This is a genomic window from Tumidithrix elongata BACA0141 (assembly GCF_036349135.1).
Taxonomy (GTDB): domain Bacteria; phylum Cyanobacteriota; class Cyanobacteriia; order Pseudanabaenales; family Pseudanabaenaceae; genus Tumidithrix; species Tumidithrix elongata.
The window spans coordinates 1-15888 of record NZ_JAZBJZ010000122.1 but is presented as its reverse complement, the minus strand read 5'-3'; the positions used below and the strand labels follow the sequence as shown (position 1 = coordinate 15888).

Sequence of the window (15888 nt, the reverse complement as noted above, 5' to 3'; positions counted from 1 at the left end):
AGGGGGATGCCCGATAGGGCAGGGGGATCAAACCTCTCGGTTCCAGCAAGTCGGCCTGATTTGTTCCGAAATCCTTAACCCGAACTCAGGTTAGGTAGACTTGTAGAGGCAATTCATGAATTGCTCCTACGCACTCATTTACACACTCATTTAGGATTGCTATAGAATTTCTTAGGAGCAGCGATCGCATGACAATTCTTTCTGAAACTTGGCAACATGGTTTTCTCCCGACCAATCACCTTCGCCTGCACTATGTCACGCAGGGGGAAGGCGAGCTAATGCTGATGCTGCATGGCTTTCCTGAGTTCTGGTATTCGTGGCGACATCAAATTCCTGAGTTTGCTAAGGACTACAAAGTTGTAGCGATCGACCTGCGGGGATATAACGAAAGCGATAAACCTATTGCCCTTGAAGCCTATACGATCTCCGAGTTTATTCTAGATGTTAAGGGAATCATAGAAGCACTTGGCTACGATCGCTGTACGCTGGTATCCCATGACTGGGGTGGCACGATCGCATGGCACTTCGCCTATGCCTATCCCCAGATGTTAGATAAACTCATCGTTCTGAATCTTCCTCATCCCGCAAAGTTTGCCGAGGGCTTGCGAACCCTACCTCAGCTCTTGCGAAGCTGGTATATCTTTTTGTTCCAACTCCCTTGGTTGCCAGAATTCCTGTTGCAGTGGAACAATTGTGAGGCAATTGGGAAGGCATTCTCAGAGGTAGCGATCGATAAAACCGCTTTTTCTCAAATCGATCTCCAGAACTATCGAGAAGCGGCTGCTAAACCGGGATCGCTTACAGCCATGTTGAACTACTACCGCAACGTGCGATCGGCACTGCCGTCAAAGCAGTGGGATGTATTAGAGATTCCCACCTTGATGATTTGGGGTGAAAATGATGCTGCCCTTGGGAAAGAACTCACCTATGGAACGGAAGCCTACGTTCGCAATCTCACCCTTCGCTATATTCCCCATTGCAGTCATTGGGTGCAACAAGAACAGCCTCAACTGGTGAATCAGTATATGCGCGAATTTTTATCGCCATCAAACTGAGGAAGGAGTCGCAAGCTTTAGCCCGATGATTCCAAGGATAATCATGGCAATGCAGACAAGACGGGTAAATTCACGGGATTCGCCAAAGAGCATAATTCCCACGATCGCCGTGCCCACCGTACCAATTCCCGTCCAAATCGCATAGCCCGTTCCGATGGGCAGAGTTCTCAGGGCTTGAGCTAAAAACAGAAAACTGACGATCAGTGCCGCGATCGTACCAATACTGGGTAGAAGCTTGGAAAATCCATCGGTATATTTGAGTCCAGTTGCCCATACAATTTCTAGCACACCAGCCAAAATCAGGTAGAACCAATCCATAAAAATTTTTCTAATGTTTCAATTTGCTCGGATATCCAAGGGATTCAGGTCACTCGATAAACCGAATAAATTTCACCTTAGGATCGAGCAGAGATGAGTACTTGGCAGCTTTGAGTTCGATCGCTTGGAGTTGTCCGATCGCTAAACCACAGGGTCTACCGTATTTGGCTTTAACGCGATCGCTGGCGATATTCAGAGCCGTTCGGGCCCGTTCCACAAAATCCGCGAGGTCGTAATCTCCATCTTGGCTAAAGTACTCTTTCACAACCAAAGAGGGAGAATAGCAGGTTTCTTCAGAGCCATCGGGCCAAGCGATTTGAAAGTTGATTTCGGGCATAGTTTAAAGTTATTGGTTCTCAGATTTTGGGAGTAGCCGAATTATTATGGTATCGCAACAACTAACAGCCAACAGCTAATGGCTAAACGCATTAAGCAGTTGGTCGTAGCATTCTACATGCATTTTAGCGGAAGTTTCCCAAGTGTAGTAGTTCAGAATGGACTGACTGTTTAACGCTAGGGAACGAGCGAGATCGGGTTGAACGATCGCTTGCATTGCCTCTGCGATCGCATTTGAATCATTGGGATCGACGAGCAATGCCTGTTCTGGGGATAAAAACTCCGTAAAGGGTGGAATATTGGAGGTAAGGACGGGTAATCCTGACGCGATCGCCTCTAACACCACCAGCCCCCAACCTTCTTTGACAGAGGGAAATACAAAGGCATCGGCACAACGATAAAGCGAGGGCAATTCATCATTGGAGATCCCACCCGTTACGATTAGAGACTTACCGATCGCAATCCCTTGGTCTTGGACGCTAGCGAAAAATTCGGTGCGATAGGCTTGGTAATCGAATAGGGTCGCGCCACCAGCAATAACCAACTGGGCATCAGGACAGTCTGCCAATACTTGTGCGAATGCTTGTAAGAGTGCGATCGAGTTTTTGCGCGGTTCGATGCCGCCCACCGTGAGATAAATGGGCGAACCCGTCAGTCCAAATCTCTGTTTGAGTTGGGATTCCAAACCACTAGGCTGTGAGGAAAATCGCTGTGTATTGATGCCGTTAAGAACTCGTGGCGCGTGGATTTGATAATGCTTTTGGAGTTGGGCTTGCCATCCATCGCTCACGCAAAGGCAAAGTTCGGCTTCACGAATGGAGCGATCTTGGCATTGTTGGAGATAGGGACTGTTGTAGTCCTCGATATGATGAACGGTGCGAACAAAATGAGGGATTTTTTGCTGTTGTCGCAGAATGGCTAGGGCATTGGCACTGATACAGTCTTGGGCGTGGTAAATGTCATGAGTTCGCTCAGATTGGCTCAGATAACTAACAAATTCCTGAATGCGTTGCTGAATCAGCGCGTCAATATCAGAAAGAGCAGGCTTGGCGGGGATAAATTGGGTTTCGCAGGACAGAACGCGATCGAATCCAGTTCCATCTTTATCCAAAGCATAAATGCAAACTTGATGTCCCAACTTCTGCAATGCTTCGCCGAGTTCTAATGTATGGATGACGCTCCCTCTCGGCTTGGTAGCATAGGTGAGTAAAGCGATGCGCAATTGGTTCTGCTTTGTCATGACTTCAAGTTATGGCAGGATATCCAAAACAACAGCTAAAGCTCCACGAATATCTTGGATTAACTGATTTTCTAGTTGACCTAATTTCCTCACAAATCTTTCTTGTGATAAAGATCGCACCTGAAAAGTATCGGCTGTAGAAACTTTTATCAGTCCGTTATCTTTAGTTGGCTCAAGTTTTACCATCCAAGGATAAACTGTATATCTATCTTTCCAATCAGTAATTGGAACAATAACTTTTAAAGGTAAAATTCCGATAGCATCGTTACTAACAATTACAACTGGACGGATTTTACCAATCTCATTCCCAACGATTGGATTTAGTTGGACTAGCCATATTTCACCTCTATGCATATTCGTAGAAGTCTTCTCCATCAAGAGCCGTAAAAGCTGTTAGTTCTGGATCGTTGATGTAGTCCTCGACGGCAAGGAGCGCAGCAATTTGTAACTGCTGGTTGATTTGTTCGCGGGTAGGAATAGCTGTCTGGGCTTGTAAAGTCTGTAAAAGAGTTTCTGCTATGCGAAAACAATCTTCTTGAGGAAGTTTAGGAATAGCTTGAAGGATATCTATAGTCGTAATCATATTTCTCCTTTTATTAGGTAATACAGTGTGAAAGCTTCTTATTGCTATAAATAAATTCAGCTAGAACTGCATCATGATTAATGGAGGTATCTGTATAGCCACTACCTTTGGCAACAGGTTTAAGCATTCGGGGCTTTTTGGGAGTTTCTGTTTTCTGCTGAGTCATGGTGTTTTCTCCTATTGTATCAATCCGATTTATTGCAACCAAACGAGAGAGTTGAGCATTTTCTCGATCGCTAAAGGGGTAATGGTCGTGTTCTTTACACAGAAATACTGTTCTTCTTCTACTTGCAGGGAATAATATGGTGTGCGGGGTGATTCTAGCCGTGCTGGGAAGCTACCAAGTTTGGGTTGAGGAACCCTTAACTGTTCTGGAGTTGGCGTTTTATTTGCTCCGTTTAATTGCCCAAACTCAATAATCACTTTGCCCAAAGTCTGTGTTTGCGATCGGTATGCAAATTCCCCATAGCCACCCCCAACGCCGCCAGCGATCGCATAAAAATTAAAACAGGCATTTTTATCGTTGCGATACCGAATTTCGTAGGACGATCCTTCCCGACAATCTCCTATTCTCGGCGCATCGGCAGCACATAGCTTTAAGCTCATTTGCGTGACTCGGAAGCCCTCAGGAATATAGCTGGGAACTGCCACGGGAATTCCTAAGGACTTGAGTGCGGACTGTTGAGCGTCAGACAAATGGGTTGTTTGCGAATAGGCAGGCTGTAGGAAGTTGGATAAACTCGCCGCACAAACGATAAGCGCGATGGTTGTTTTTCTTTTAGGCATCGTTCTTGCCTCAATTTACACTAGATAATCATACCAAGTGAATTAGGGCTTCAATCAAGGTTTGGTTTTGTGCGTCTGTACCAACGGTAATGCGGAGTTTGCGATCGATCCCTGGTTGTTTGAAATACCTGACGAGAATGCCGCGTTCTTTGAGGGCGAGATAAATCGCTTCGGCATTGCCATTCGGTGGGGTAACAAAAAGGAAGTTGGTTTGCGAATCGGGAACCTCAAAGCCCAGTTGCTTCAGATCGATCGCTAGTTTAGCTCGCGAGGCTTTTACTTTTTCAGCGCATTCGTTTTTATAGGCTTGGTCGCGCATGGCAGCCGCCCCAATCGTACAAGCGATCGCATCGATATTATAACTTTCCTTGACTTTAAATAATCCCTCTAACAGTTTGGGATTGGCAATGCCAAAACCGAGGCGCAATCCTGCGAGAGAATATCCCTTAGAGAGGGTGCGGCTAATCAAGACATTCTCAAATTCGCTGACGAGAGAGAGTGCGTTCTCATTGGCAAAATCTACATAGGCTTCGTCGATTAGCAACACGCCTTTGAGGTTGGCGGCGAGTTGACGCAGGTCGTCGTTCGCCACGACATGACCCGATGGACTGTTGGGCGAAGCCACAAAGGTGACCGCTCCATTTGCCTCAATCAAGGCTTCAATGGGAAGGCGATTATTCTCGCCGTAGGGAATCTCGACCACCTCGGCAGCTTGAATTTCGGCTAGGGTTTTGTAAAGAACGTAGGTGGGGGTGGGATAGACAACTTTACGCTGCGTCTCGGCACACGATCGCACGATCATCGTCAAAATTTCATCGCTGCCATTGCCAGCAATCACCCAATTTAAGGGCACACCTAAGACATCGCTAATCGCCTGCCGAAAGTCATTGGCAAAGGGATTAGGGTAGCGCCGCAAGAATTCACCGTCTAGATTGTGTAGGGCTGCGGTAACTGCGGGAGAAGGCGGATAGGGGTTTTCGTTGGTGTTGAGTTTGATAATACTGGTTCCGGGCTTGGGTTGCTCGCCGGGGATATAGCCTGCCATTGCATCAACGGCGGGACGAAAGTAGCTGTTCATTAAGATTGCAAGCAAATGAAAACGACTTATCTATCTTAATTCAGCCACGATCGCTCATGGACAAATTTTATCTTTCCCCTCTTCTGCGCCTGTGCTGTGGAGATTTAGGGCAAAGTTATTTATGTTGCTCAGAATGTTGCAGTATGATTATTCTAGAACCAGTCATTACTCGTACAATTGGATTTATCAGGACTTGAATTGCTCCAAATTGATCATTTCTGTTCTTAACCCCTCCATAATAATGTAGGGTGGCATCATTGCATTGATAAAGCGAAATCGATAGTGTCGCTCAACCCCTTTCTTCTCTAAAATATTACCTCTAGACTCTTCGCAAAATTGATTAAGATGTCGATTAAAAGCAGAAGTTGTGGTGTATTCCTTACCTAAAATTCTTGACAATGGCTCTCTAACATCTACTGCACGAAAGCAACCTGTCTCATCTTTTTTTGCCAAAGCACAGGCAAGTAAAACCTTGGGATAAATTGTTTCTTGTCTTGAGCTAGAAATTGAGGTTGAATAAGTACTCATGATACTATGCTGAGCATTTTCACAAGCTTGTTTGATGGCTCTACTTAAATGATTGACATTAATACTAGAACTATTTTCTCGTATTGCTGACTGAGAAGCATACAAGGCTAATAAGTGAACGTAATTTGGCAAGCCTTGAGAAAGAAAAACGATGGACTGCATTATATTCTGTTCCATATTCATGGATAGAAGTTCTAATCCTTTTCGTAGAATTTCGGTAAGTTCATCAGATGACATTCTTGGCATCTGGATTTGAATAAGTGCTCTCTCAATTGACAAATGTTCTGCGATTAATTCCTCTACGGAGTTTGCAACTCCTACTAATATGAGCGTTATATTAGTAGAATGATCCGAAAGAGTCTTAATGGTATCAGCCATCGAAGCTGTAAAATAGGAGTCACGCTTGAGTCTATCCATCTCATCAACAATAATGATTGCTGAACCAACTATTTGTCGTTGAAGACGAACTCGAATGAACTCTGGGTTGACTTGATGTTGCTCAAAATCTAAGGTCTGTGTATTCTCAAGTTCTAAAAAAATCTTGCACCATAATTGTTCAAATCTATCTTCAGTATCACAATTGACAATAACTGACTTTAAATGCTCTTGAGAGCCTCTTAGTATCTTCAGTAATACATTTGCAAGGGAAGTTTTGCCTACTCCTCTCTCCCCAAACAAAATTGCATGCTGTCCACGCTGACTGACCGCACCCATAAGTCTATTGAGTTGGTTAACTCTTCCAGCAAATAAAGCCTGATTGTCAATTGGGGCACTTGGAGTAAAGACTTCTCCTGAGCGCATAAATCGTACCATCATGTCAGGTGATTCTGGTATTCCTGAACTCGTCATTGACTAGATCTCTTCTTTATAAGACTTACTTTGTCTAGACTACATCATATCTGAGTAAATTTTGTTTCGTTCGATGCGATCTTAACAAATCAGTGTAAAGAAAGGTATTTTTTATGCAATATTTCAGTCAAGAGCTTGTTTTCAAATTTGGGCTGTGCCTAACCAATCTTTCGAGTTTGACTTGGTATCTCATAAGTCCATCAGAAACATTGTCACGTCTTATTGATAAAGGCATTAAAAGAGATTTATCCACCATCTACCGCTTAAGCGTGAAGCAATAATGGTTTTGGGAGGCGATTCATAACAGAATATGTACCACAAGTGATTTGAAAGAGACTTTAGAAGCGATCTTGCACTACATTTCATCAGGGTCAATTCCCAATGCTTTGAGCCTTTCGGCAAAACGTTGGGCTTTTTGTTCTGCTTGTTGTTTCGCTAGGTTTGCTTGTTCTGCGATCGCTTTTGCACTTTCTGCGCGTTCCTCAGCAGTTAGATATCTTACCCCATTGCGATCGTACCAATAGAGCCACTCGCGATTCCAACCGATATGATCGCCCTCTTCAAAGCCGATCGCTAGTTCAATATCGGGTAGCCAAACTCGATTATTTTCACTAGATATCAGTTCGTATTTCCCTGCAATTAGTTTATAGACTTCCAATCTTTGCCTATTTTTAAATCTGCCTCTTCTACCAGAAAAAGGATTGTAAATCGCATAATACAGAATTCCTAAGGTTTGATAATCGGCTAACTTATCTTCATATTCACTGTTATAGCGTTCGGAAATGACTTCCAAAGCTAAGATCGGCATGACATTTTGCTCTTCCCACAAAACATAGCTAAGTCTGCCTCTCTCTCCTGTATTACGTTTCACACCAACCGCAAGAAATCCATCAGGCACGATCGCAGGTTTATCGGGATCGTAGTAAACAGCCATATCTACACCAAAATACCAGTCATCCCGATTTGTCCAGATAAATGCTAATAAACTTAGCAATAGATTGGGAATGTCGTTTTGAAGCTGATTGTCCACAGGAGTTTCGTCTGAAGAAGGCAATTCCTCGGCAGTTGGTAGGCGGCGATATTCTGAAGGTACAGTAACCATAGCTTTTTGGCATGTTAGGTTAGCTTTATTCTGTCATAGTATAGCAATCAAGACTAAGCTTGTGGGAAATATGCATTCCGTCTCTAATACCGAATCTACGATTTTAAACCTCATTCAGCCCTTTGATGCGAAGACCGATCGCGAACAGATCGATCTACTCCAAGCCTTAGGGCGAATTTTAGCAGAGGATATCAAAAGCGAACTCGACTTTCCCCATTGGGATAACTCATCTATGGATGGTTATGCCTTTCGCCATGCCGATTTAGAGGAAGTCGAACAGCTTGCGATCGCTTCCCAAGACATTCCTGCGGGGTCAACTGAGGCACCACCACTAGGAAAAGGGGAATGCGTTCGCATCTTTACAGGCGGGATGTTACCAGAGGGAGCAGACACCGTAGTAATGCAAGAGGATGTGGAGATTGTTGGGGTATATCTTCGGTTAAAAGCACCATCTACCAAAGGCGAATATGTACGACACCAAGGAGAATTCTATCGATCGGGCATAACGCTTTTAAGCAAGGGAACCAAGCTCGTCGGCACAGATTTGGGGGCTTTAGCGGCGTTGCGTTGCCAGACAGTACCCGTTTATCGTCAGCCCAAGGTAGCAATTTTTTCTACAGGCAATGAGTTGGTTAGTCTAGCGAGTCAAGACCCGCTCAAGTTAGGGCAGATTATTGATTCCAATCAGTACACATTAGCGGCACTGGTAACGCAAGCAGGGGGAATTCCTTTGCTGATGGGAGCCGTTCCCGATCGCCAAGAATCCTTAAGGTCAGCCATTGAAACCGCGATCGCTTCCGCAGATCTCGTAATCTCCTCGGGTGGGGTATCTGTGGGTGACTACGATTATATCGATCGCATTTTGGCTGAGATGGGAGCTGAACTGCACATTCAATCGGTAGCAATTAAACCGGGGAAGCCGCTGACGGTGGCAACTTTCTCTTCTTCCCTAAATAACGCTCTAACTGCTTCTGGGGAAAAACGGTGTCAACTTTATTTTGGCGTTCCGGGAAATCCTGTCTCGGCAATGGTGAGTTTTTGGCGATTTATTCGGGGTGCGATCGCGAAACTAGGTGGCGGCAATGCTTCCAGTTGGTATCCCCAATTCATCCTCGCGCAGACTACCCAAGATCTCCATGCTCAGGGTAGGCGAGAAACCTATCTTTGGGGGCATTTAGCTTGGAAGTCTGGTCGAGCCATCTTTGACCCCGTCGAAAATTACAGCTCGGGTAACTTAATTAGTGTCATCGGCACGAATGCGTTAGCAATTTTGAAAGTTAATCAGACCTATGTGCCCGCAGGAGAAACCGTGGCGATCGTGCAGATTTAGGCAACTATCAGCGCCCGAAATTCTTCATGTCTGCCTATTTAGGCTAAGGGCGATCCCAGGGGAATTACATGTATGGCAAGGGGTGTAGGTTTTCTTTACCATGCTTCAGAGCGCGATAGATTCGGTTAGTAATCATGTTCGTAGCGATCGCCACTTCAATGAAAGCGTGAAATTACTGCTAGTTTTGTCAGCTATTCCTCACCTAAGGTACAGATGTTGTATATATCCATACGATTGCGATTTCAAGGGGAAAGTAGGATGACAAAGATTTGAAAACCTTGGCATATTTTTCTGCCAGTCTTTACGAGGAAATAATTAATTATGAGTGGGAATGAGTCGCGGCTCCAAGCTATTTATCAAATCACCAATCGAGAGCCCATCCCCCCTAAAGCTCCCAAACGATTGGAAGAAATGTGGGCTACGGATGTGTTTAGTCTGAGCAAGATGCAATCCTGTCTTCCCAAAGAGGTGTTTAAATCTGTAAAGAAGACAATTCAAACGGGTGATAAGTTGGATGCCACTGTAGCGGATGTGGTGGCGATCGCGATGAAAGACTGGGCAATCGCCAAAGGGGCGTTGTACTACTCTCACGTATTTTACCCACTCACCAACGCCACTGCGGAAAAACATGACGGGTTTATCTCGGTACAGGGAGATGGCTCGGTGATTTCTGAATTCGCTGGGAAAGTCTTGGTACAGGGCGAACCAGATGGATCGTCTTTCCCCAATGGTGGCATTCGTTCTACCTTTGAAGCCAGAGGCTATACGGCATGGGATGTCACGAGTCCAGCCTATGTGATGGAAACCGATAACGGCATCACCCTATGTATTCCCACTGTTTTCATCTCTTGGACAGGAGAAGCTCTCGATAAGAAAACACCGCTTTTACGCTCGATCGCAGCGATGAACAAAGCTGCCACCAAGGTATTAAAGCTGTTAGGACATACTAATGTCGCTCCTGTAAATTCCAGTTGTGGTGCCGAGCAAGAATACTTTCTGATCGATGCTAATTTTGCCAATAGCCGTCCCGATCTCTTGTTAGCAGGCAGAACCCTATTTGGTAAGCCCGCCGCCAAGGGTCAGCAATTTGACGATCACTATTTCGGTGCAATTCCAGAGCGCGTTCAAGTTTTCATGCAAGATGTGGAAGAGCGCATGTACAGACTGGGAATTCCTGCCAAAACCAGACATAACGAAGTTGCTCCAGGACAGTTCGAGCTAGCACCTTTTTTTGAAGCGGCAAACGTAGCCTCCGACCACCAACAGCTCACGATGACGATCCTGCGTCATACGGCTAAAAAACATGGCTTTATCTGTCTGCTGCACGAAAAGCCCTTTGCGGGCATTAATGGCTCTGGGAAACATGTCAACTGGTCAGTGGGTAATGCTACCCAAGGCAACCTGTTAGACCCCGGTGACGACCCCCACTCCAATGCCCAATTTTTGGTCTTTTGTGGTGCGGTAATTCGTGGCGTGCATAAATATGGTCCCCTCCTGCGTGCCGTCGTTGCCACCGCCAGTAACGACCACAGACTAGGAGCCAATGAAGCGCCACCTGCGATTATCTCTGTCTATCTAGGTTCTCAACTCGAAGATGTGTTCGAGCAAATTAGCAAGGGCGATGTTAAGAGTTCCAAGCACAAAGGAATTATGAACCTCGGTGTCGATACTTTACCTATCTTCCCGAAAGACCCCGGCGATCGCAATCGCACATCACCCTTTGCTTTTACTGGGAACCGTTTTGAGTTTCGTGCTGTCGGTTCAGGTCAATCAGTTTCTGGTCCATTGGTTGCCATGAATACCATCTTGGCAGATTCTTTGGATTGGATTGGCAATCGACTAGAGAGCGACCTCGCCAAGGGAACTGAACTCAACGTTGCCATTCTCTCTGTACTCAAAGAAGTGATGGACGAGCATGGTGCTGTTGTATTTGGTGGCAATGGCTACTCAGAAGAATGGCACAAGATGGCAGTAGAAGAGCGCGGCTTAGCCAATTTGCGAACCACCGCAGATGCCCTACCTGTCTTGAAGGAAGGATATATTGAAGATCTGTTTCAAAAAACAGGCGTGCTTTCTCCTGTAGAACTCGCCAGTCGTTTTGAAGTCTATGCCGAACAGTACCTTCTTTCCATTGAGGTAGAAGCGAAACTCGTAATCAGCATGGCAAAAACCCTGATTTACCCTGCCGCCGTGAAATACCTGACTGACTTGGCAAATGCGATCGCTTGTTTAAAAGAAGTTGGCATTGCGTTTGAAGTAGAAAGTGCTGAGAAAGTTTCTACACTGCTCAAGTCGATGACAGACTCCGTCACCAAATTAACGGAAGCTCTGGGCAAACACGATTTTGCGACACCAGAAGAGCATATGCAGTACGCTGCCCATACGATTCGTCCTTTAATGGATGGCGTGCGGAAGTATGCCGATGCCCTTGAAGGTGAAATTGCCGACGATCTGTGGCCATTGCCCACCTATCAAGAAATGCTGTTTATCAAATAGCCTTGATACCTCTTACTTACTAATGGTAAGAGGCGATCGCGTTATTCCTACATCCTAAACACAAACAAGAAGACCGTCCATTGAGAACGGTCTTTTTTCTTGCTGTTATATTCTACTAACTATTTGTAGGCTTCTGTTAGGCGATCGCGGTAATACATGCCAAGTTTCTAAGGGGGATGCATTAGGCGATCGCTGAAGGAATTCTACACAAACAGTTTGAAATGGGCACAGGATTCAACTACAAACCTCTGACCATTTCAAATTCAAATGGAAGTGCTATTTAAAAATTATCTTCCAGCCTTTGGCGATACTCGCCAGACGTATCACTGGAAGGGCCTGAAACCATAAACACCACAAGTCCTTGTGACGTGATACAGCGAATCGCGCCCCGATAAGCCCCCCTTATTCCGAAAGTTGACTCCCCAACCGTAGAAAATTCTCTTGAAAAGCCGCCGTTGCGCATAGCATCTTCGGCTCTAATCATGCATTGACGCTGAGATAGGTTTGTCGATTGCCAACTCCAGTTCATACCGGGAGCCTGTTGGGCATAGGCAGCGGTGGGAACCATAGCTATCAATGTAGATACTGCTGCCAAAGAAAATGACTTTAAAGCTTTCATAATCCTCACTCGATGTAACAAATACAAGATTTTGACACTTAATTAGACGTATCTTGCCCTTTTTGTGTGCCCAATCTATAGGCGATATAGCAATCAGATTCATAGGTAGGGGCAATTCATGAATTGCCCTTACATGCAGCATTTTCCAGATCTGCAAGTTAGAAATTATCTTCCAGTCCTTGGCGATAGTCACCAGACGTGTCACTAGAAGGACCTGAAACCATAAACACTACAAGCCCTTTCGAGGTAATACAACGAATCGCCCCCCGATAAGCACTCCTAACGCCAAAAGTTGACTCCCCAACTGCAGAAAAGTTTCGCGAAAAGCCAGCATTACGCATAGCATCTTCGGCTCTAATCATGCATTGCCTTTGAGACAGGTTTGTAGACTGCCAACTCCAGTTCATACCGGGAGCCTGTTGGGCATAGGCAGCGGTGGGAAGCATTGCGATCAATGTAGATACTGCTGCCAGAGAAAATGACTTTAAAGCTTTCATGATCCTCACTCAATGTAACAAATACAAAATTTTGGCACTAAACTAGACGTATGTACAAGCACAAAAATAATCTACACGCTCAATTTATGTTTAATGTTTAGTTGAGGTAATTCAACTAGGTAACTGAGTCATTCATTCAGCATAACGACTTTGCTGAGCGCTTACTTAAAAGAATGACATCGATACTGACATTCGTTATCTCAGTTGCAATTTTTGTAACGGTAATCTAGGGCAAGCGATCCATTGATTTTGGTAGCATAACCTCTTCAAAATCATACTAGCCGTCAGAAATATCTTGCAAAAAAAGCGAATTGGAGCAAATTTAATTGGGCGGGTATCCCTACGCTTGACCGTCTATGACAACGTATCTAAATACTTAATAATAGTACTCACTTAACAAAACGATACATAAACCTATGGCAGTTAAACAAGAAGACCCAAAGCGATCGCGCGCTCGGCTGATTGGCAACATCATGTTGCTCGTTGGTGCAGGCCTATTGATGATCAATATCTTTTTGCCTAACCTATTTGGACCTCAGATTCCGCGAGTTCCCTATAGCTTTTTTATCAATCAGATTGAAAGCCACGAAATTTCCAAAGTTTTTATCGGTCAAGATTTAATTACCTATCAAGTCAAGGGCAAAACCCCCGAAGTCCCTGGTGACGTGCTTGCCACAACACCGATTTTTGACTTGAAATTACCTGAGTTGTTAGAGCAAAATGCGGTTGAGTTTGCCGCAGCACCCGTCCAAAAAAGTGGTTGGTTTGGAACCTTACTGAGTTGGGTAATTCCCCCCTTGATCTTTGTGGGAATTTTTCAACTATTTAATCGCGGCGGCGGTGCTCCCGGTGGTTTGCAAATTGGTAAGAGCAAAGCCAAGGTTTATGTAGAAGGAGATTCTCCTAAAGTTTTGTTTGCTGATGTAGCAGGTGTGGATGAAGCAAAGGCAGAACTGGTCGAAATCGTAGAGTTCCTCAAAACCCCTGAAAAATATACGCGCATCGGGGCAAAAATTCCCAAGGGCGTTTTGCTCGTAGGCCCTCCTGGAACTGGTAAAACCCTGATGGCAAAGGCAGTGGCAGGCGAGGCAGGCGTTCCATTCTTTAGCATCTCTGGCTCTGAATTTATCGAACTATTCGTCGGTGTCGGTTCCTCTCGCGTGAGAGACCTATTTGACCAAGCGAAAAAACAGTCTCCTTGTATTGTGTTTATTGACGAACTCGATGCGATCGGTAAATCTCGCTCTAGTGGTGGCTTTTACGGCGGTAACGACGAACGCGAACAAACCCTTAACCAGCTCCTCACTGAAATGGATGGTTTTGGTGTAGATGGTACGACTGTGATTGTGCTTGCCGCAACCAACCGTCCTGAAGTACTTGACGCGGCTCTATTACGTCCCGGTCGCTTCGATCGCCAAGTGTTGGTCGATCGCCCCGATAAATCTGGTCGCGAAGCCATCCTCAAGATTCATGCGGCAAAGGTAGTTTTAGACCCCAGTACAGATTTGAAAGTGATCGCTACCCGTACTTCTGGGTTTGCTGGGGCTGACCTCGCCAACTTGGTGAATGAAGCCACACTGCTTGCCGCCCGCGCTGGTCGCGATACGGTTAAAACCGAAGACTTTGCCGAAGCGATCGAGCGTGTCGTCGCAGGTCTAGAAAAGAAGAGTCGCGTTCTCAACGAAAAAGAGAAGAAGATTGTTGCCTATCATGAAGTCGGTCACGCCCTTGTGGGTGCGCTTGCCTCAGGTAGTGGCAAAGTGGAAAAAATCTCCATCGTGCCCCGTGGTATGGCAGCTTTAGGTTATACCCTTCAGTTACCTACGGAAGATCGCTTCTTGCTCAGCAAGGAAGAACTCGAATCCCAAATTGCTACCCTGCTAGGCGGTCGCTCGGCGGAAGAGTTGATTTTCGGAAGTATCACCACAGGTGCATCGAACGATCTACAACGGGCAACCGATCTTGCCGCACAAATGGTGACGAGTTATGGCATGAGCAAGGTGTTAGGCCCTCTTGCCTATCAACAAAGCAAAGGTGACTTTTTAGGTGGTCAGAGCGCAAGCCGTACGGTCAGCCCTGCGACTGCCGAAGCGATCGACAAGGAAATCAAGGATATTGTCGAGTCTGCCCATGAGAGAGCCTTGGCAATTCTCAAATTGAACCTCGGATTGTTAGAAACTATCTCTGAGAAGTTACTCGAAGCTGAAGTGATCGAAGGTACGAATCTCGACGATCTTTTAGCCCAAGTCAAAGCCCCCGATCTCGCTGCTGTTTAAATTCCGAAGTTTGACCTAATTCGCTGAATTACTTCTAAAGCCTCTAATACTTATTAGATAAGTATTAGAGGCTTTGAGCTTTAATTGATTATCCATTTCTGTTGGGAAGGTGCGATCGATGTATGGAAGACTAACATTCCAATCAAGCAATTGCAAGTAACCATTGTAATATTTCAAGATCTTGCTCCAGTTGGCTTGTTATACGGTGGGATCAACCTAATATTTAGCGATTTATATCCTTCAATATTTTCTTAAATTCTTCCAAATTGGGAGTTGGCTTTATCCGATGGATCATGCGGTGGCAGTTAGAACAAAGAACTGTAAAGTCTTGTATTGGATCTAATTGAATTCTTGCCTTATTCAAGCTTGATATTGGAACGGTATGATGTGCCTCGATAAATTCCTTGCCTATTTCTCCATATCGATCTTCAAAGTTAAAATCACAAGCTTTACAAATATATCCTTGTAACTGTTTGACCCTCTTAGATAAACTTTGGTTTCTTTCAGCAACTCTATGTATTCTGTATTTTGTCAAATCCTCAAACCACTCGTCTTCTTTCTCATCAGAAACCTGGATGTTCTTCTCTAAAGAGACTTGCTCAAAAAGGAGGAAGTAAATTTCGAGCAGTTTTTCGAGATCTTTCTTTAACACCGCATCATCAGGTATTGCATTCCTATGATAAAACTTAGATGCAATATTGCCTGCCTCATAAGCTAGTCCTAATCTTCTAGTGGTTGTTTCTTTAGGGCACCTCTAAAAATCAGTCAGAGACGAAAAACGAAAATAAAAAGAGA

17 protein-coding genes and 1 pseudogene are annotated in these 15888 nt (G+C 45.0%); 4 read left to right on the top strand and 14 right to left on the bottom strand.

What is annotated here, in order from left to right; genetic code table 11:
* Window positions 1–188 precede the first annotated feature (188 nt).
* A complete protein-coding gene (locus V2H45_RS21400) occupies window positions 189–1055 on the top strand; it encodes an alpha/beta fold hydrolase (protein WP_330485718.1) in 867 nt (288 codons plus the stop codon).
* On the opposite strand, the gene sugE is transcribed toward V2H45_RS21400, so the two are convergent.
* The 10 genes from sugE to V2H45_RS21350 form a co-directional block, all read right to left on the bottom strand.
* Complete coding sequence (gene sugE, locus V2H45_RS21395; protein WP_330485717.1) at window positions 1047–1373, bottom strand: quaternary ammonium compound efflux SMR transporter SugE; 327 nt, start codon at window positions 1371–1373, stop codon at window positions 1047–1049. The genes V2H45_RS21400 and sugE overlap by 9 nt on opposite strands.
* Window positions 1374–1422: 49 nt before the next feature.
* Window positions 1423–1710, bottom strand: coding sequence for an MSMEG_0570 family nitrogen starvation response protein (locus tag V2H45_RS21390; protein ID WP_330485716.1), 288 nt, complete (start codon window positions 1708–1710; stop codon window positions 1423–1425).
* A 75-nt stretch (window positions 1711–1785) separates the two neighbouring features.
* Complete coding sequence (locus V2H45_RS21385) at window positions 1786–2949, bottom strand: MSMEG_0565 family glycosyltransferase (protein WP_330485715.1); 1164 nt, start codon at window positions 2947–2949, stop codon at window positions 1786–1788.
* 9 nt (window positions 2950–2958) lie between these two features.
* The gene (locus V2H45_RS21380; protein WP_330485714.1) at window positions 2959–3303 is read right to left on the bottom strand and encodes a type II toxin-antitoxin system PemK/MazF family toxin; all 345 of its coding nucleotides are present in this window, start codon (window positions 3301–3303) and stop codon (window positions 2959–2961) included.
* On the bottom strand, window positions 3296–3532 hold the full coding sequence (locus V2H45_RS21375) for a hypothetical protein (protein ID WP_330485713.1): 237 nt from the start codon (window positions 3530–3532) through the stop codon (window positions 3296–3298). The genes V2H45_RS21380 and V2H45_RS21375 overlap by 8 nt, the downstream gene beginning before the upstream one ends.
* Before the next feature lie 13 nt (window positions 3533–3545).
* A complete protein-coding gene (locus V2H45_RS21370) occupies window positions 3546–3698 on the bottom strand; it encodes a hypothetical protein (RefSeq protein WP_330485712.1) in 153 nt (50 codons plus the stop codon).
* A gap of 29 nt (window positions 3699–3727) precedes the next feature.
* Window positions 3728–4318: a hypothetical protein gene (locus V2H45_RS21365; protein WP_330485711.1), complete on the bottom strand. Its 591-nt coding sequence runs from the start codon at window positions 4316–4318 to the stop codon at window positions 3728–3730.
* 28 nt (window positions 4319–4346) lie between these two features.
* Window positions 4347–5396, bottom strand: coding sequence for a histidinol-phosphate transaminase (hisC, locus tag V2H45_RS21360; protein WP_330485710.1), 1050 nt, complete (start codon window positions 5394–5396; stop codon window positions 4347–4349).
* A gap of 186 nt (window positions 5397–5582) precedes the next feature.
* Window positions 5583–6773 carry an AAA family ATPase gene (locus V2H45_RS21355; protein WP_330485709.1) on the bottom strand — a complete coding sequence of 397 codons (1191 nt, stop codon included), beginning with the start codon at window positions 6771–6773 and terminating at the stop codon, window positions 5583–5585.
* Between the two features lie 355 nt (window positions 6774–7128).
* A complete protein-coding gene (locus V2H45_RS21350; protein ID WP_330485708.1) occupies window positions 7129–7875 on the bottom strand; it encodes a Uma2 family endonuclease in 747 nt (248 codons plus the stop codon).
* Window positions 7876–7945: 70 nt separating this feature from the next.
* Here V2H45_RS21350 and V2H45_RS21345 point away from each other — a divergent pair, with 70 nt between their 5' ends.
* A complete protein-coding gene (locus V2H45_RS21345; RefSeq protein WP_330485707.1) occupies window positions 7946–9205 on the top strand; it encodes a molybdopterin molybdotransferase MoeA in 1260 nt (419 codons plus the stop codon).
* Between the two features lie 321 nt (window positions 9206–9526).
* Window positions 9527–11701 (top strand): glutamine synthetase III family protein, encoded by a 2175-nt coding sequence (locus V2H45_RS21340; RefSeq protein ID WP_330485706.1) that lies wholly within the window; start codon window positions 9527–9529, stop codon window positions 11699–11701.
* Window positions 11702–11981: 280 nt separating this feature from the next.
* Here V2H45_RS21340 and V2H45_RS21335 read toward each other — a convergent pair whose 3' ends face one another.
* Both V2H45_RS21335 and V2H45_RS21330 read right to left on the bottom strand, forming a co-directional pair.
* Complete coding sequence (locus V2H45_RS21335; protein ID WP_330485705.1) at window positions 11982–12320, bottom strand: hypothetical protein; 339 nt, start codon at window positions 12318–12320, stop codon at window positions 11982–11984.
* Window positions 12321–12478: 158 nt separating this feature from the next.
* Complete coding sequence (locus V2H45_RS21330) at window positions 12479–12817, bottom strand: hypothetical protein (protein ID WP_330485704.1); 339 nt, start codon at window positions 12815–12817, stop codon at window positions 12479–12481.
* 416 nt (window positions 12818–13233) lie between these two features.
* On the opposite strand from V2H45_RS21330, the gene ftsH reads away from it, so the two are divergent.
* Window positions 13234–15093 (top strand): ATP-dependent zinc metalloprotease FtsH, encoded by a 1860-nt coding sequence (gene ftsH / locus V2H45_RS21325; RefSeq protein WP_330485703.1) that lies wholly within the window; start codon window positions 13234–13236, stop codon window positions 15091–15093.
* Window positions 15094–15316: 223 nt separating this feature from the next.
* Here ftsH and V2H45_RS21320 read toward each other — a convergent pair whose 3' ends face one another.
* Window positions 15317–15745, bottom strand: coding sequence for an HNH endonuclease (locus tag V2H45_RS21320; protein WP_330485719.1), 429 nt, complete (start codon window positions 15743–15745; stop codon window positions 15317–15319).
* Window positions 15719–15814, bottom strand: a pseudogene (locus tag V2H45_RS21315) (MrcB family domain-containing protein); the annotation flags it as partial. The gene V2H45_RS21320 and the pseudogene V2H45_RS21315, both read right to left, overlap by 27 nt.
* Window positions 15815–15888 lie beyond the last annotated feature (74 nt).

Excerpts from the sequence above, each read along its gene's own strand:
- V2H45_RS21345 (WP_330485707.1), top strand. The coding sequence starts at position 7,946 with ATGCATTCCGTCTCTAATACCGAATCTACGATTTTAAACCTCATTCAG.
- V2H45_RS21365 (WP_330485711.1), bottom strand. The coding sequence starts at position 4,318 with ATGCCTAAAAGAAAAACAACCATCGCGCTTATCGTTTGTGCGGCGAGT.
- V2H45_RS21390 (WP_330485716.1), bottom strand. The coding sequence starts at position 1,710 with ATGCCCGAAATCAACTTTCAAATCGCTTGGCCCGATGGCTCTGAAGAA.
- V2H45_RS21375 (WP_330485713.1), bottom strand. The coding sequence starts at position 3,532 with ATGATTACGACTATAGATATCCTTCAAGCTATTCCTAAACTTCCTCAA.
- V2H45_RS21335 (WP_330485705.1), bottom strand. The coding sequence starts at position 12,320 with ATGAAAGCTTTAAAGTCATTTTCTTTGGCAGCAGTATCTACATTGATA.
- V2H45_RS21350 (WP_330485708.1), bottom strand. The coding sequence starts at position 7,875 with ATGGTTACTGTACCTTCAGAATATCGCCGCCTACCAACTGCCGAGGAA.
- ftsH (WP_330485703.1), top strand. The coding sequence starts at position 13,234 with ATGGCAGTTAAACAAGAAGACCCAAAGCGATCGCGCGCTCGGCTGATT.
- hisC (WP_330485710.1), bottom strand. The coding sequence starts at position 5,396 with ATGAACAGCTACTTTCGTCCCGCCGTTGATGCAATGGCAGGCTATATC.
- V2H45_RS21355 (WP_330485709.1), bottom strand. The coding sequence starts at position 6,773 with ATGACGAGTTCAGGAATACCAGAATCACCTGACATGATGGTACGATTT.
- V2H45_RS21385 (WP_330485715.1), bottom strand. The coding sequence starts at position 2,949 with ATGACAAAGCAGAACCAATTGCGCATCGCTTTACTCACCTATGCTACC.
- V2H45_RS21380 (WP_330485714.1), bottom strand. The coding sequence starts at position 3,303 with ATGCATAGAGGTGAAATATGGCTAGTCCAACTAAATCCAATCGTTGGG.
- V2H45_RS21370 (WP_330485712.1), bottom strand. The coding sequence starts at position 3,698 with ATGACTCAGCAGAAAACAGAAACTCCCAAAAAGCCCCGAATGCTTAAA.
- V2H45_RS21340 (WP_330485706.1), top strand. The coding sequence starts at position 9,527 with ATGAGTGGGAATGAGTCGCGGCTCCAAGCTATTTATCAAATCACCAAT.
- sugE (WP_330485717.1), bottom strand. The coding sequence starts at position 1,373 with ATGGATTGGTTCTACCTGATTTTGGCTGGTGTGCTAGAAATTGTATGG.
- V2H45_RS21400 (WP_330485718.1), top strand. The coding sequence starts at position 189 with ATGACAATTCTTTCTGAAACTTGGCAACATGGTTTTCTCCCGACCAAT.
- V2H45_RS21330 (WP_330485704.1), bottom strand. The coding sequence starts at position 12,817 with ATGAAAGCTTTAAAGTCATTTTCTCTGGCAGCAGTATCTACATTGATC.